A 14,337-nucleotide genomic window follows, 5' to 3' on the forward strand; every position below is an offset into this window, starting at 1 on the left:
ACTATCTTGCGCGTATTTCTCATCAAATGCCACCGCGCTGATGGTTGATAGACCGAATTTTCCGCTTCACAGAGCCTAGCTGGTTCAACCGGTCAGAAACTGGGCGGAAGATGGTGTTTTATCTGCATGAGCGCACAGAGATTGATTTAAATCTAACAGCTTTCAGATGCATGATGTGAAAGTTCATAGGTAACGCGGGAGAGACTGGCATCGCCAGCGCCGACGGAGCAACCCCCCAAGGAAACTCTCAGGCATAAGTGACGCCTCGCCGAACGATCTGGAGAGAGACGCGCACGCGTCCACCGAAGGGGAAAGCCGGTCAATCCGGATAAGCTCTCAGGTATCAAGACAGATTTGGGGACTGGCCCGGGGCTTACACCCCACCGTTCATCTGTTGGAGACAGAAGATGCCGAAGATTCTTGTTATCGGCGCCGGAATTACCGGCGTGTCGACCGCCTACGCGCTCATTCAAAGCGGCTACGAAGTGGTCGTGTTGGAAAAGCAACGGTATGCAGCGATGGAAACATCGTTTGCAAATGGAGGGCAACTGTCGGCCTGCAACGCAGAAGTGTGGAACCACTGGTCTACGATCATCAAGGGTATCAAATGGATGGCGCGCCGCGATGCCCCCCATCTGATGAATCCCTCCCCCTCGTGGCACAAGTACAGCTGGCTCGCAGAGTTTATGGCGAACATATCGCGGTATCGCGAGAACACCATCGCCACTGCACGGCTGGCGATATTGGCGCGGCAGCATATGTTTGATATTGCCGAGCGCGAAAAGATCGACTTCGACCACGTTCGGAAGGGTATCCTCCACGTCTATTATGACAAGGCGGGCTTCGATCATGCCGCCAAAGTCAACGAGATGCTGGTCGAGGGCGGCCTGGACAGGTACGCGGTAGGACCTGCTGAAATCTCGTCGATTGAACCAGCACTCACCGGTTCCTTCCACGGTGGGTTCTACACACCCTCCGACTCCACAGGTGATATCCACAAATACACGAGCGGGCTTGCTCGGGTCTGTGAGGGGCGAGGTGCGAGTTTTGTTTACGATGCCGACGTTGTGCGCATAACGAAGCGGAATCGCTTCACCGTCAGCTACACGCGAAATGCTTCGGCTAGCGGTGCTGCGACAGAAAATCTCGACGGGGATGCGGTTGTGGTGTGCGCAGGCGTCCATAGTCGCGGTATCGGTGCAATGCTCGGGGACCGCCTGAACATCTATCCGGTCAAAGGGTACTCGATCACTGTCGACCTCAGCGACGAACGCTCTCAGGCGTCAGCCCCTTGGGTGAGCATTCTGGATGATCGAGCAAAAATCGTCACCAGCAGGTTGGGACAATCACGTTTTCGAGTTGCTGGCACTGCGGAATTCAATGGGGCCAACCGCGACATCAGAGATGACCGTGTAAGGCCCCTCGTCGAGTGGACCCGCACCCTTTTCCCAGGGATCACCACCAATAGGGTCATTCCTTGGGCGGGCCTCCGGCCAATGATGCCGAACATGATGCCCAGGGTCGGGAAAGGCAAAACGCCAGGTGTCTTCTATAACACTGGGCACGGTCATTTGGGCTGGACCTTGTCAGCGGCAACCTCAGCGGCACTCGCTGAAGTGATCGGCAAGGAGATCCCAGCCGAAGCGAGATTGGCCGCATGAAGATTTCGAATGGAGACGATTCAAAGCAGAACCGAGTCGAAATAGGTGATCTGAAAATTGTGAAGGAGCTCCACGCTTTCGTGGCAAACGAGGCACTGCCCGGCACCGGGATAGATGCCTCCGAATTCTGGTCAGCCTTCTCTTCGATTATTCACGACCTTGCACCGAGGAATCGCGAGCTGCTGAAGCTGCGGGACGACATTCAAAGTAAGATCGACAATTGGCATCGACAGAACGGGGCGCCCGATGATCTCGATGCCTACAAAGCCCTTCTGACCGAGATCGGCTACATCGTTCCGGAAGGGCCGAATTTCAGCATCTCGACGAGGAACGTCGATCCCGAGATAGCTTCGATCGCCGGCCCGCAGCTCGTCGTGCCGGTGATGAACGCGCGCTATGCGCTGAACGCCGCAAATGCGCGCTGGGGCTCGCTCTATGAAGCGCTCTACGGCACGGATGCGATCTCCGAGGATGACGGCGCGGAGAAGGGCAAGAGCTACAATCCCGTGCGCGGCGACAAGGTGATCGCCTGGGCGCGGAAGTTCCTCGATGAGAGCGTTCCGCTCGTTCGCGCCAGCTGGAGCAAAGTCAAGGTTATCAGCGTCGCCGACGGCGCGTTGGCGCTCGCCAAGGCCGACGGCAAGGCGGTGAAGCTGAAGACGCCGGAACAGTTCGCCGGCTACAAGGGCGAAGCGGGGAAGCCGACGCATTTTCTCCTGAGGAACAATGGCATCCATATCGAGATTGTCATCGATCCGAACTCGCCGATCGGTAAGGCCGATGTCGCCGACATCTCCGACGTGCGTCTGGAGTCCGCCATCACTGCTATCATGGATTGTGAGGATTCGGTCGCGGCGGTCGACGCCGAGGACAAAGTCACCGTCTACCGCAACTGGCTCGGCCTGATGAAGGGCAACCTGGAGGAGCAGGTCACCAAGGGCGGCACGACGTTTACCCGCAAGCTGGAGCCGGATATCGAGTACACCGGCCCGGATGGAAAGCCTTTTTCGCTGCGCGCCCGCTCGCTGATGCTGGTGCGCAATGTAGGCCACCTGATGACCAACCCGGCCATCCTCGACCGCGACGGCAACGAGGTGCCGGAAGGCATCATCGACGCGATGATGACGGCAGCCATCGCGCTGCACGACATCGGCGACAAGGGTCGCCGCGCCAACTCGCCGGCAGGCTCCATGTATGTGGTGAAGCCGAAGATGCACGGGCCGGTCGAGGTCGCCTTCGCGGTGGAACTGTTGGGCCGCGTCGAGCAGGCGCTCGGCATGATGCCCAACACGATGAAGATGGGCATCATGGACGAGGAGCGCCGTACTACGGTCAACCTCAAGGAGTGCATCCGCGCTGCGAAGGAGCGCGTGGTGTTCATCAACACCGGTTTCCTCGACCGGACTGGCGACGAGATCCACACCTCGATGGAAGCAGGCCCGATGATCCGCAAGTCCGACATGAAGCAGTCGGCATGGATCGGCGCATACGAGAACTGGAATGTCGATATCGGTCTGGCCTGCGGGCTGGAAGGCCGGGCGCAGATCGGCAAGGGCATGTGGGCGATGCCGGACCTGATGGCGGCGATGCTGGAGCAGAAGATCGGACACCCGAAGGCCGGCGCTAATACCGCCTGGGTGCCGTCGCCGACGGCGGCGACGCTGCACGCCACGCACTACCACAAGGTCGACGTGCATGCGGTGCAGGAAAAGCTGAAGGCGCGGGAGCGCGCCAAGCTCGACGACATATTGTCGATCCCTGTCGAGCCGCACCCCAATTGGACGCTGGAAGACATCCAGAAGGAACTTGACAACAACTGCCAGGGGATTCTTGGCTATGTGGTGCGCTGGGTCAACCAGGGCGTCGGCTGCTCGAAGGTGCCGGACATCAGCGATGTCGGCCTGATGGAAGACCGCGCCACCTGCCGTATATCCTCGCAGCATGTCGCCAACTGGCTACATCATCGGGTCTGCACGCGCGATCAGGTCATGGAGACGCTGAAGCGCATGGCGGGCATGGTCGACCAGCAGAACGCCGGTGACAAGCTCTACCAGCCGATGGCGCCGGAGTTCGACAACTCGATTGCCTTCCTTGCGGCAAGGGATCTGGTATTCAAAGGCCGCAAGCAGCCGGGCGGATACACCGACCCAGTGCTGCATGCGCGCAGGCTTGCGCAAAAAAGCCGAGAGCAATCTGAAGTATAGGAGAATATTGATGACGGGGGCCCGCCAGGCTCGGCCTCGCCAGCAAGCCACCAATTGACGAACGCCGATGTGGGGCGCTGGCATCAGCTGATCATCGACCACGCCGTTGACCTTGCCGCGATATTGACCGCGGAAATGGGCAAGCCCCTTGCCGAGGCCAAATCGGAAGTGGCGCATGCGGCGGCGTACCTGCAATGGTACGCCGAAGAGGCCAACCGCATCTATGGCGAGACGATCTCCGCGCCATCGACGGATCGTCGCCTGCTGGTGATCAAGCAGCCGATCGGCGTCGTCGGCACGATCACGCCATGGAATTTCCCGGCCTCCATGGTGGCGCGCAAGATCTCGCCGGCCTTGGCGGCTGGCTGCACGATCGTGCTGAAACCCGCTGAACAGACGCCGCTCGTGGCCGGCGCAATGTTTGCCCTCGCCCACCAGGCTGGCTTTCCCGAAGGCGTGGTCAACCTGATCTACGCGTCTGAGGGCGATGCCGTCGGCCGCGAACTCTGCACAAACGCCAAGGTCCGCAAGATCAGCTTCACCGGCTCGACCGAGGTTGGCCGGCTGCTCATGCGCCAGTGCTCGCACCAGATCAAGAAGGTCAGCCTCGAGCTCGGCGGCAATGCGCCTTTCATCGTCTTCGACGATTCAGACGCCGATGCACAAAGGCGGGCGTCGGCGCGAAAGCTGACCTCGAAACGAAACTCGACGGTTTCTGCGGGTCCGGAGCCGCCGCCCATTGATCGCGCCGTCGACCGCCGAGACAGGCATCCATCGCGGCCCGCAGCAAAATCGCGGCCGCGTCATTGACCTCGAAGACGATCCGCTCCGAGCTGTGGTGGCCAAGCTATTTCGCACTGCTCTTTGTTCCAACCCCATGACGACGCTCCAGGTCTTGCGCGGTGAGGCTCATCCAGCGGCTGCTAGAAGGGCTTTCGTGGCAGCCGTGCTTGAAGCGGCATTACTAAACACATTGTTTACTGCCGATGCGCGTCGCTCGTTCATTCGGCCAAAGGGTGCATCACATTTCAAAACGCTTCTCTTTTTGAAGGCCGCGTTTCACCGAAAGACGATTTTTGACGGAACGACTTCGGCCGCCTGAGTCATGCTTCGGTCGAAGGTCATGCAAAAAGGGCCGGATGGAACGTCTGGGCAAACCTACAAGCGCGCAAGGCCATGAGACGACTGAGCCAAAGCAGAGAAGGCTCTGATCGCCTGCGCCTTCCTGCAATCTCGCTAAACAAGCGGAAGGGGAAAAAAGAATCCTTAGCCCGCCGCCCCAACCGAGCCTACGCGCCGTCAGGCAAGCCATCCTCACCGCGCTCGCGCAGCCGCCCCCAATCCGTTGTCCCCACTGCCGCAGAACCCTCTCCGCTAAAAATCTGCCAAAGTAGTGCTAGTCATCAGCCTCGAACACTCCGAGCCCGCAAGTGTTGCAAAGGTCGCCACATTTCAATCGAAGCCCTTTTGTGCGTCCTCGATTTCAGGATCTTGTGGCCTTGTGCCTCACCATAGGTGGCGCTGCCGACAGACATGCCAGACATGCATGACAGTTACGAACAAAGGGAAGCCTGTCGTACCCCGAAGGAGACGCTCAGGCAAAACTGACCGCACCGCAGAACGATCTGAAGAGAGACGCCGCAAGCCCGGCAAGAGACGGACTTCACACGGATCCGAAGGGGCATTACGCGTCGAGAAAGGCATTGGCGGGCCGCTGCCGAGCGAAGCCAACTCTCAAAGCTTACACAAGAAGTAATGCCTCGAAGCGAGCCGCTGCGAGCGGTCGAGTATCTTCACCTTCCCGCACGATGGCCACCAGCGCCGCGACGTTGAGAAGGCCACCGGCCGCGATGATACCCAAGTTCCCGATGGTGAAGGATTCGAGAGGCGCCATATCGGGCCCGGTAGAATATGGGATGCCGCAAGGTCAATTAATATTACCAAAACGTTTAACGGTGTTATAAACAATTAACAAATGTTTTCTTTAAAAACTCTTCGCGCTGTGCAAAATCGGTCAAAAGGTACAGAACGTCGGGAGTATGATGGATGCGTGACGAGACGAGCACCCCGGTTTCTCTACCAGAAATTATCGCGCATTTCAGTGAAGACTATTTTCACTTTGGAAATGTAGTAAATACACCCACTCTGAGCGATCAACAGGCGACAGTAATTTGGGATCTTCTTTCTCTTAAAGGAGGCAGCTCGGTTCTTGAACTTGGATGCGGTTATGGGCGGATTAGCAACCGGTTGGCAGAAAAAGGAGCGCGGGTAGCCGGACTTGACATCTCGCCGGCCTTGCTAAAAAAAGCCGAAGCGGACGCGGCTGAACGGGGGCTAAATGTTGAGTATGTTCTTGGCGACATGCGCTCACTCCCATGGCGAGATCAATTTGAGGCGGCTTTTCTGTGGTACACGACGTTTGGCTATTTCGATGATGCGGACAACGAGAGAGTTCTTCGTGAAGCCGCTTCTTCACTTAGAAAGGGCGGGCGCCTTTTAATCGACCATGCCAATCGCTTCGCGTTCTTACGGCACGAGACACCTTTCTACGTTTGGCAGCATAACGACGATCTAAGAATCGATATAGTGAGCAATGATGTGCTTAGCGACCGGCGGAACATCGAAAGGATCTTCGTCCGCGATGGATACGTTAGACGAACGCACCTTTCTTTCAGACAGTATGGGTTTTCTGAATTTGTTCGCATGTTGCGAAGCGCGGGGTTCGTGACTATTGAGGCTTATGGTCCGGACGGTGGAGCGTTTACATCCGATAGCTCGAGCCTCGTAGTTGTCGCGCATAAATAATACGACTGTCTGTCCTACAAGCTTTTAGTCCATGCTAGAGAGTTGCTCATGCCTGCATTCGGTCAAGAAGAGTATCGTGCACGCACCGCCCGGCTGCGCCAGCAGATGGCCGAGCGTGGCATCGACGTACTGCTTGTCTTAAATGACGGAAATATGAACTATCTGAGTGGCTACGAGGGCTTTTCAGACTACGTTCCACAACTCGCTCTTGTGTGCCAGGACGAGGAGGATCCGTGGCTTATAGTGCGTGAAATGGACGTTGTGTGTGCAGAGGCCACCTCGTATCTGCCGCAATCACGCATCCTCAGTTATCCGGAGAAATACATCGCTTCGAGCCAGCTCACCGCATGGCAGCCCATTGCCGACGTTGTGCGCGAGCGCAGCAAGTCGAGCCGTATTGGGGTCGAACTGTCAGGGAAGATGCTTGGAGTCAAGGGCCATGCCGCTTTGAGCAAGAGGCTAGGCATATCGGAGTTCATCGATGCCGATGGGGTGGTTTCCGCTCTGAAGTCGATAAAATCACCTGCTGAGCTGAGCTACATTGAGCAGGCAGGAAAGATCGTCGATAGGGCTTTGCAGCTCGGTAGGCTCGCAATCTCGGTGGGCGCTCGAGAATGCGACGTTGCCGCTACCGTTTCGCATGCACTCATTTCTGGCACTCCGGAATTTCCGGGCGCGATAACCCGACCTTTCTCCATGCACGTAGGCTCCCCTGCGAACGCGGTACATCTCACATGGACTGACGGACAGTACAAGATGGGCTGTCAGACGAATTTCGAGATCGCCGCCTTCCGTCGCCGTTATGCCTGCGCCTTGTCACGGACGGTATTTTTGGGTGAGCCAAATGCCAGATCGAGGCACGTGCACCAAGCGTGCCTTGATGGTTTCCTTGCTGCCTTCGACGCTATTCGACCTGGAGTGAAGAGCGCCGATGTCGAGCGAGCTTTTCGACGCCGATTTGCACCTCGCGGCGTGCGAAAGGAATCCAGAATTGGATACTCAATAGGGATCGATTGGACAGACGGAGGCCCGAGCATCCAAGAGGGAGATGAGACGGTGCTTCAGGCCAACATGACCTTCCACCTAATCATCGGTATTTTTGAAAAGACCGATGGTTATATCTTCAGTGAGACCATTCGCGTGACCGATGATGGTGCGAAGTCGCTGAGCAATATGTCACGCGACCTGCTAGTAAATTGCTGATTGTTCTCAGTTTGCGATGCCGGCCTAGCATCAATGTGAGGCGCCGGCATGGATACACCGTATTTCTCGGCGAACACATCGATCGCCATTTCGGCTGCTGAGCGTGTCGGCGCGCCGTAAATCTCGCGCAAATCCGTCTTCATGTCGACCTGCACCGAGAGCGGCACCTTGTTCAGGACGTTGGCGGTCTTGTGCACCCAGCAGCGTTGGTGCCTGGTGCCGGGAAAGACCTCGTCGAGCGCCTTCCAGAAGCCGAGCGCGCCATCGCCGACGGCAATATCGGGCGCGATCTTCAGGCCACGCCGCTTCACGTCGACCAGCAGCTCGCGCCAGCTCTGCGCGCTCTCGCGAACGCCGGTCTGGAACCGACGAGTTCTTTCCTGCCCTCGGGCGTGGCGCCGATCAGGACCAGCATGCATTCGGCCCCCTTTTGGCCGCGCACAGCCTTGCTCCCGGCCTTGAGTCCCACATCGCGCAGCTTCTTGGCATGCAGGGAGGGTCGAGCCCACGCGTAACTCTCGCCCTTCATCAACAGATGCCAGATCACGACAGAGAGTTTGCGTGCGGTTGCCACGGCCGCGACATGCTGTCCGCGCGGGGCTCGCACGCGCAGGAAGAAGGCTCGCAACGGTCCGGGAGCACGAGCGGCCGCCCAGGCCGCCTCGACGAGCATGCCGCGCGCATGACCACGCCCCTGCTTGGTGATCCGCCCATGGTAGGCCGGACCTGGTCGGACGCTTGGGTTCAACCCGAGATAGTTCACGAGCTTCTGCGGATCGTCGAAGCGCGACACGTCGCCGATCGCCGCCTTCATCGTCAGCGCGACGGTCATGTCGACGCCGGGAATGGTCATCAGCCGCTTCACGCCTTCATCCGCGAGAGCCGAGCGGGCTAGATCGCGCTCGATGACCTGGAGGTCTTCGCCCAATCGGTCGAACTCGCGCAAATGCCGGTCGATCGCGAGACGGTCGTCCTGCGGTACGACCTGCTCCCTCAACCATGACCGGCCCTTGGTGCCGCACAGGTCGGCATGCGGGCAGGACGGGATCAGGTGGCTATGAAGGATCGACTGGATGACGTTCTTCAATCGAGATCTCTGCCGGACAATCTGATTGCGCCGTGTCACCTGTCGACGCAGAGCCTGCGTCGGCTCATCCGGAATCCAGACTTCCGGCAGGAAGCCGCTGGCATAGAGCTGCGCCAGAACGCTGGCATCGATCGTGTCCGTCTTGATCTTGGCATAGCCGATGATGCGCACCTGCTTGGGTTTGCGATCACCACTTTCTTCACATGCGGCGACAACCGCGGCGGCCGAGGTCGCGTTGCCAGTGGCCTCGATCACCACGACATCATCCAACGACAGCTTTGCGGCGAAGGCATCCAGCAGATCGCGTCGCATGTCGACGCGGCCCAGCCGCCTGAGCCTGCCGTCCTCCCAAGCTACCGCCTCGGCGAAGGCGCGATGGATATCCAGTCCGATGATGCGCATGCCCGTTCCTCCTTCTTGGCTCGGTCAAAGACGGGAGCTGGCGGGCAACACGACATCTACTGATCCGCGCTCGAAGCGCATCCGGGAAAGTCGCGAGGGGCGGCCATGTAACGAGCTCGGGCTCTCAGCCCACGGTCTATTGACGGCCTGCCTGCACCTTCGTGCTACTGGCGCCCCACCATCCCGGATGGGCTCACCATAAGGCCGTTCCAAAACAAGAACAGCAGGACGAAAGGCACCACAGATCCCGGATTATGGTCAGGTCGAAAGGATGAACCGCACGATCAAGGAAGCCACCGTCAGGCGCTTCTACTATGAGAGCCACGACCAACTCCGCCAGCACCTTGCCGACTTGGTCTCGGCCTACGACCCCGGGCGCAGGCTCAAGACCCTCATAGGCCTCACCCCTTATGAGTTCATCTGCAAGGCTTGGGCCAAACAGCCCGAACGCTTCAAGCGTAATCCGCTCCAGCAAATGCCGGGACTAAACATCTAGAGCACGTCCTGCCATCGATGAATCGATTGTGAAGTGACGTCCGCGTTGTGTGCTGATTCAACATTCATCTCGACGGAGGTGGATAATGGGAAAAGCACTGAGTGGCGATCTGCGGTGGCGTGTGTTGAAGGCTTCGGACGAAGGTATGTCGGCGCGCCAAGCCGCGGCGCGGTTTGGTGTGGGTATATCAAGTGCGATCAGCTGGATTGCTCGGGCGAAGATCGGCGAGACTGGGCCGCGGCCGCAGGGTCGCCGCCGCGCGTCCAGCCTCGATGCGCATGACGCCTTCATCGTCGGGCTGATCGAGGAGCGCAAGGACATCACGCTGAACGAGATGGTGGCGCGGCTGGAGGTCGAGCAGTGAAGGCGCTGATGCGCGCCAAGGCCGAGAGGACAATCGCCGCGCTCTGGGATACGGTCGGCGCGATCCTCGAACGCTTCACCCCTGACGAATGCGCCAACTACTTCAAGGCAGCCGGGTATGACCCAGATTGAACAGGACGTGCTCTAGTTCAGCTTCTTGACCGCAGCTTATCGGCCACCAGTGCCGCGGCCGTTGGTTTGCCTGGTGGTCAAATGGCGCAGGCTCTCTTTCGCCTCGGTTCGCGCTTTGCCAGCGCCATCTCAGTACCTGCCGCACGTGATCGCTCACGCCTGTGCTCCAGCAGATGCGGACGCTGAGAAGGCCGTTGAAGCGCCGCCAAGCTACGTCCAGGGACCTCCACGATGGCGCCCCACCAATGGGGGTCACGCTTGCAATGAACAGTTCGATGCCGCTCAAGCCTCGGGACCAAGCGTCTTCGTGCTCTACGCTGCGGCGGCCGGCCTGTCGACGGGGAGAATTTCGCCGCCGGACAACCCGGCGATGCGGATGGTATCATCCTCTACCAGAATAGCGCAGGATGCCCGCGGTCGTTGGTCCGTTTGTGAGAAACACGACAATATCAGCTCGAAACACACAGGTTTAGCTCCGCGACACGAGTGCGTCGGAAGCGAAAGGTGCCGTTTCCCAATGCTCTTCTCGTTGGCACGGCAAATGCAACCCTATTGGCAGCGTCCGGAGAGCGAGTGATGAGCAGTCATCGCGGGCGCAAACGGCGGAGCCCACGGGCTGTCAGAGGAGAGAACATGATGACAAAGGTGCGGATGGCTGCGGCGCGGGGCGCTAGCGTTCATGATCCTCATAGGAGTGAGCCAGCAGGCCTTGGCGGCAGACTCTGCGCAACCTTACATCGCACAAGACCAAGTGACGGTGGAGACGGCGAGTCCATGGCAGATCCGCGTGCGCGCGCTGGGCGTGAAAACCAACGATTCAGGTTACGTCGGCGGGATCGCCGGTTCCGATCTCTCGTATTCAGACACCATAACTCCGGAATTCGACATCTCCTATTTCTTCACAGAAAACATCGCTGCCGAACTCATACTTGCCACCACCTCCGCCAGGGTCGACGGCACCGGAGCGATCGGCGCGCTGGGGAACGTCGGTAAGGTATGGGTGCTGCCACCCACCCTCACGCTGCAGTATCATATTACCCAGTTCGGAGCCTTCCGACCCTATGTCGGAGCCGGCCTGAACTACACCGTCTTCTACAATCAGAGTATCGGCAGCGCCGATGCTCTCCATGTGAAGAACACCCTTGGCGCCGCGCTGCAGGTCGGCTTCGACTACATGCTGGACCAGCACTGGGGGGTCAACTTCGACGTCAAGAAGCTTTTCCTGAAACCGGATTTTACCGTCAAAGTGGCTGGCACCGATCTCAAGGGCAAGGCTAAGCTTGACCCTTGGCTGATTGGTGCAGGCCTCACATACCACTTCTAACGGGTCGCCATGGGAATCTTCGGCACCGATTTCGAAAGCGCGAGAGCACCCAGGGGACGGACCTGATCCCGTTGAAGCTGATTGCTCAGCCGAGGCCGAGCGATATGGGCACCGCTACCTGATCTGCAGTGCTGGTCCCGGCCCGACCCGTTCGAGGCCTTGGTCGGCGTTTCCCTGGCGTGTGAACGAACGAGTTGACGTTGCTGCATCGGGGGACTGGTAGCGGGTCTGGAATCGGCGACGCCAGGCTCGCTGCTCTCGTGCCCACATCAAGCCTTGTCGCGGTTCGGCTTGGGCCGTCATCCTTCTGCTGCAGGAAGTGCGGCGAACACGCGGATGCCTGTCAGTTTCGGCGGGATCAAGAACGTCTGGCGAATATGCACTGCAGCCGATCAGCGGATGTCCGGAGTTCGACAGCATTGTCAGAAAGCGAACCAAGGCAAGTTTTTCCCGAATTGAAGGAGCGATTGCAAATTGATCACGGTCATAGTGCTAGTGGAGCTTGATCGAATATGCCTCGAGCTCGTCGAAAGATTCAAGCGCTTGATGCAAGCCGCCACGGAGGTAACTCAGTGCTACCAGACCACCGGCAGTGCCGACTTCGTGCTAATCCTGGCTGTGGATGACGTCGAAGCGTTCAAGTCGTTTGTTAAGACGAAGCTAAATACTGATTCGAACGTGCGAAAATTCAAGAGCATGATCGCCCTTGACAGTACCAAAATCGAGCCACGGTCTACGCTATAGCTTTCGCTCGACTGCGCGGATGTAATCGCTCTTGCAAAAGGCACGCATCGCCAACCACCACCAATCGCCTCTGATGAGCAAAGTGACCGCTTCACCTTGCCGACGCAACAGACCACGGGTTGGCGTAATCCGGGCAGCTTCTGGAGTCCTTCCACCGGCCGTCCCCGAAATCCGCCTCCTTCGACGATGGGGCGGGCCCGCGCGTTAGATGTTGGATAGGCAGAACAGCAGCCATCTTCAGCGCCGACAGAAGTTGAGAGCTTGGTGCACCGTTTGCCAATCTGATTAATGGCAAAGCAGTATCACTGATTGATCAAGCGGCGTCCTCTCGCGGGCCTAACGCGTTTCGCCGGGTGCTCCATGCCTCGCCGCCGGCAGTAGATACGTAACAGATCTTAGAAAGTGATTTTACAGAAGTTTTATGAGCGGCACTCGCTGTCAATGCTATGTTTATCGAACGGAGCGAGTACGACAAGTACTAAGAAGGATATCAGCAACGAGACACGAGGAAGTTCTGACGAGTATCGGCTCGGCGTTATCTAGAAGCACGCTCAACGCACCTGAAGAGAACGTAATATGGCGATCCAAAATTCGACATACTCCATACGTTTACAAAGCGAGCCCCAGCATGCCGACTAGAGAACTTCTCGAAGCGGCCGCTAATGAAGTTTGGAGGCCGTACATGTCCCACCAGACGTTCGACGGCGCCGACTCAGGTCAGAAAATAGCCGATTATGGGCAGGAGCCAAGGAGCCACCCCTGCGGCGCTCTTTGCTGCGGTACATTCGGCGAGTTGCTGCAAGGGCAATTGCCGGCGGGCTCCGTTTCCCGGGATTCTCACTTTCTGGTCACGATGCCCATCGCGCTCTTTGCGAGGGCTTACTTCACGCCGATTGCAGACACACGGTCCGTGACTGTCTATCCGTCCCATAAACTCAAAGCAAAACAGCTAGCTGAAAATCTCGTGAGTGCAATCGGAGCCTCAGGAGGAATTCTGCTTTTGCAATCGGAACTCCCCGAAGGTAAAGGATTGGCAAGTTCGTCCGCGGATCTTGTTGCGGCTGCACGGTCAATCGCGCGCTGCTTCAACCGTAGAATCGGCACGTCATTGATCGAGAAACTAATGGCGGAGATCGAGCCATCTGATGGAGTGATGTACCCAGGGGTAGTCGCCTATCAGCAGCGAGAATGTAGCCTTCTCTCCTTCCTTGGGCAAATGCCTCCGCTCGCGATTGTAGGTATCGATGAAGGAGGGACGGTGGAAACCGTCGACTATGATCAACGGCGAGGCGAAACCTCGGCCAGCTACCGGGCGAAATATCACGAATTACTAGACCGCGCGCGGAAAGCGATTTCGCGGGGTGATACGGCCACAATAGGCAGGATCGCCACAGCCAGTTCGCTCTTGCATCAGGAGCGAGCTCCAAAGAAGCATCTGGACTCGATGCTGAATGCATCCGAGGCTACTGACGCTCTTGGGGTCATAGTCGCGCACAGCGGCACGATGAGTGGAATCCTGCTTGATCGAATGGCGGCTGACTTTCCGAGGAAGCTTCGGTCTGTGCTCGCTCATGTATCGGCATTCAACGACTCGCCAAAAATATATCTCACGATGACTGATTGTTAGGCTAGCCTAGAGCGGGATGAATTGAGGCTGAATCGGCGTGGGATTCCCTCAGGCGTGCAAATCTGATTGAACTAAACCGCTGACGCAGAGGGCTTATCTGGGCCATCTGGGGTTCTCCTGTCTGGAAGGTTGGCTCAACACCAAATCTTGTCAGACGGGGGCCTCCTCAGGCCAGACCCGCGCATCAGCTACCGCGGCAGCGGTTTAGGGCTAAGACTCATAACCAGTAGCTGACGGTTGCAGCGATGCAGACGGCGGCGAGGAAGTTGCGGGCGAGCCGATCGTAGCG

Annotated in this window: 9 protein-coding genes, 6 pseudogenes and 1 riboswitch; of the genes and pseudogenes, 12 read left to right on the plus strand and 3 right to left on the minus strand. The window is 58.3% G+C overall.

The features are described 5' to 3' along the window. The first annotated feature begins 267 nt into the window (after positions 1–267). A riboswitch (glycine riboswitch) is annotated at positions 268–362 on the plus strand. 45 nt (positions 363–407) lie between these two features. The 4 genes and pseudogenes from NKJ67_RS29690 to NKJ67_RS29705 all read left to right on the plus strand — a co-directional run bounded on the left by NKJ67_RS29690 (position 408) and on the right by NKJ67_RS29705 (position 4,967). Beyond that, the gene (locus tag NKJ67_RS29690) at positions 408–1,661 is read left to right on the plus strand and encodes a D-amino acid dehydrogenase (RefSeq protein ID WP_352584802.1); all 1,254 of its coding nucleotides are present in this window, start codon (positions 408–410) and stop codon (positions 1,659–1,661) included. Further along, the gene (locus NKJ67_RS29695) at positions 1,658–3,865 is read left to right on the plus strand and encodes a malate synthase G (RefSeq protein ID WP_352584804.1); all 2,208 of its coding nucleotides are present in this window, start codon (positions 1,658–1,660) and stop codon (positions 3,863–3,865) included. Before NKJ67_RS29690 ends, NKJ67_RS29695 begins: the two co-directional genes overlap by 4 nt. A gap of 75 nt (positions 3,866–3,940) precedes the next feature. Continuing rightward, positions 3,941–4,585: pseudogene (locus tag NKJ67_RS29700) on the plus strand (aldehyde dehydrogenase family protein); the annotation flags it as partial. Positions 4,586–4,802: 217 nt separating this feature from the next. Beyond that, positions 4,803–4,967 (plus strand): hypothetical protein, encoded by a 165-nt coding sequence (locus NKJ67_RS29705; RefSeq protein ID WP_352584806.1) that lies wholly within the window; start codon positions 4,803–4,805, stop codon positions 4,965–4,967. Between the two features lie 639 nt (positions 4,968–5,606). Here the strand turns inward: NKJ67_RS29705 and NKJ67_RS29710 are convergent. Further along, positions 5,607–5,759: a hypothetical protein gene (locus tag NKJ67_RS29710; RefSeq protein ID WP_352584808.1), complete on the minus strand. Its 153-nt coding sequence runs from the start codon at positions 5,757–5,759 to the stop codon at positions 5,607–5,609. A 152-nt stretch (positions 5,760–5,911) separates the two neighbouring features. On the opposite strand from NKJ67_RS29710, the gene NKJ67_RS29715 reads away from it, so the two are divergent. Together NKJ67_RS29715 and NKJ67_RS29720 are read left to right on the plus strand one after the other, a co-directional pair. Next, complete coding sequence (locus tag NKJ67_RS29715) at positions 5,912–6,670, plus strand: class I SAM-dependent methyltransferase (protein ID WP_352584810.1); 759 nt, start codon at positions 5,912–5,914, stop codon at positions 6,668–6,670. A 48-nt stretch (positions 6,671–6,718) separates the two neighbouring features. Continuing rightward, the gene (locus NKJ67_RS29720) at positions 6,719–7,873 is read left to right on the plus strand and encodes a M24 family metallopeptidase (RefSeq protein WP_352584812.1); all 1,155 of its coding nucleotides are present in this window, start codon (positions 6,719–6,721) and stop codon (positions 7,871–7,873) included. Positions 7,874–7,917: 44 nt separating this feature from the next. Here the strand turns inward: NKJ67_RS29720 and NKJ67_RS29725 are convergent. Beyond that, positions 7,918–8,297: pseudogene (locus NKJ67_RS29725) on the minus strand (transposase); the annotation flags it as partial. Positions 8,298–8,450: 153 nt separating this feature from the next. Next, positions 8,451–9,362 (minus strand): annotated as a pseudogene (locus NKJ67_RS29730) (IS110 family RNA-guided transposase); the annotation flags it as partial. Positions 9,363–9,618: 256 nt separating this feature from the next. Here NKJ67_RS29730 and NKJ67_RS29735 point away from each other — a divergent pair. The 6 genes and pseudogenes from NKJ67_RS29735 to NKJ67_RS29755 all read left to right on the plus strand — a co-directional run. Beyond that, positions 9,619–9,858, plus strand: a pseudogene (locus NKJ67_RS29735) (IS481 family transposase); the annotation flags it as partial. An 85-nt stretch (positions 9,859–9,943) separates the two neighbouring features. Next, a pseudogene (locus NKJ67_RS29740) lies at positions 9,944–10,219 on the plus strand (helix-turn-helix domain-containing protein); the annotation flags it as partial. Beyond that, a pseudogene (locus tag NKJ67_RS35250) lies at positions 10,219–10,353 on the plus strand (IS630 family transposase); the annotation flags it as partial. The pseudogenes NKJ67_RS29740 and NKJ67_RS35250, both read left to right, overlap by 1 nt. A 679-nt stretch (positions 10,354–11,032) precedes the next feature. Next, complete coding sequence (locus NKJ67_RS29745) at positions 11,033–11,677, plus strand: OmpW/AlkL family protein (protein ID WP_352584814.1); 645 nt, start codon at positions 11,033–11,035, stop codon at positions 11,675–11,677. 489 nt (positions 11,678–12,166) lie between these two features. After that, positions 12,167–12,421, plus strand: a complete 255-nt coding sequence (locus NKJ67_RS29750; protein WP_502905248.1) for an Lrp/AsnC ligand binding domain-containing protein — start codon at positions 12,167–12,169, stop codon at positions 12,419–12,421. A gap of 682 nt (positions 12,422–13,103) precedes the next feature. Continuing rightward, on the plus strand, positions 13,104–14,048 hold the full coding sequence (locus NKJ67_RS29755; protein WP_352584816.1) for a GHMP family kinase ATP-binding protein: 945 nt from the start codon (positions 13,104–13,106) through the stop codon (positions 14,046–14,048). Positions 14,049–14,337 lie beyond the last annotated feature (289 nt).

It is taken from the genome of Mesorhizobium sp. M0088, from assembly GCF_040322895.1.
In the GTDB taxonomy this organism is placed as follows: domain Bacteria; phylum Pseudomonadota; class Alphaproteobacteria; order Rhizobiales; family Rhizobiaceae; genus Mesorhizobium.

Coding starts and splice junctions, on each gene's coding strand:
- NKJ67_RS29690 (WP_352584802.1), top strand. CDS start 408: ATGCCGAAGATTCTTGTTATCGGCGCCGGAATTACCGGCGTGTCGACC.
- NKJ67_RS29695 (WP_352584804.1), top strand. CDS start 1,658: ATGAAGATTTCGAATGGAGACGATTCAAAGCAGAACCGAGTCGAAATA.
- NKJ67_RS29710 (WP_352584808.1), bottom strand. CDS start 5,759: ATGGCGCCTCTCGAATCCTTCACCATCGGGAACTTGGGTATCATCGCG.
- NKJ67_RS29715 (WP_352584810.1), top strand. CDS start 5,912: ATGCGTGACGAGACGAGCACCCCGGTTTCTCTACCAGAAATTATCGCG.
- NKJ67_RS29720 (WP_352584812.1), top strand. CDS start 6,719: ATGCCTGCATTCGGTCAAGAAGAGTATCGTGCACGCACCGCCCGGCTG.
- NKJ67_RS29745 (WP_352584814.1), top strand. CDS start 11,033: ATGATCCTCATAGGAGTGAGCCAGCAGGCCTTGGCGGCAGACTCTGCG.
- NKJ67_RS29755 (WP_352584816.1), top strand. CDS start 13,104: ATGTCCCACCAGACGTTCGACGGCGCCGACTCAGGTCAGAAAATAGCC.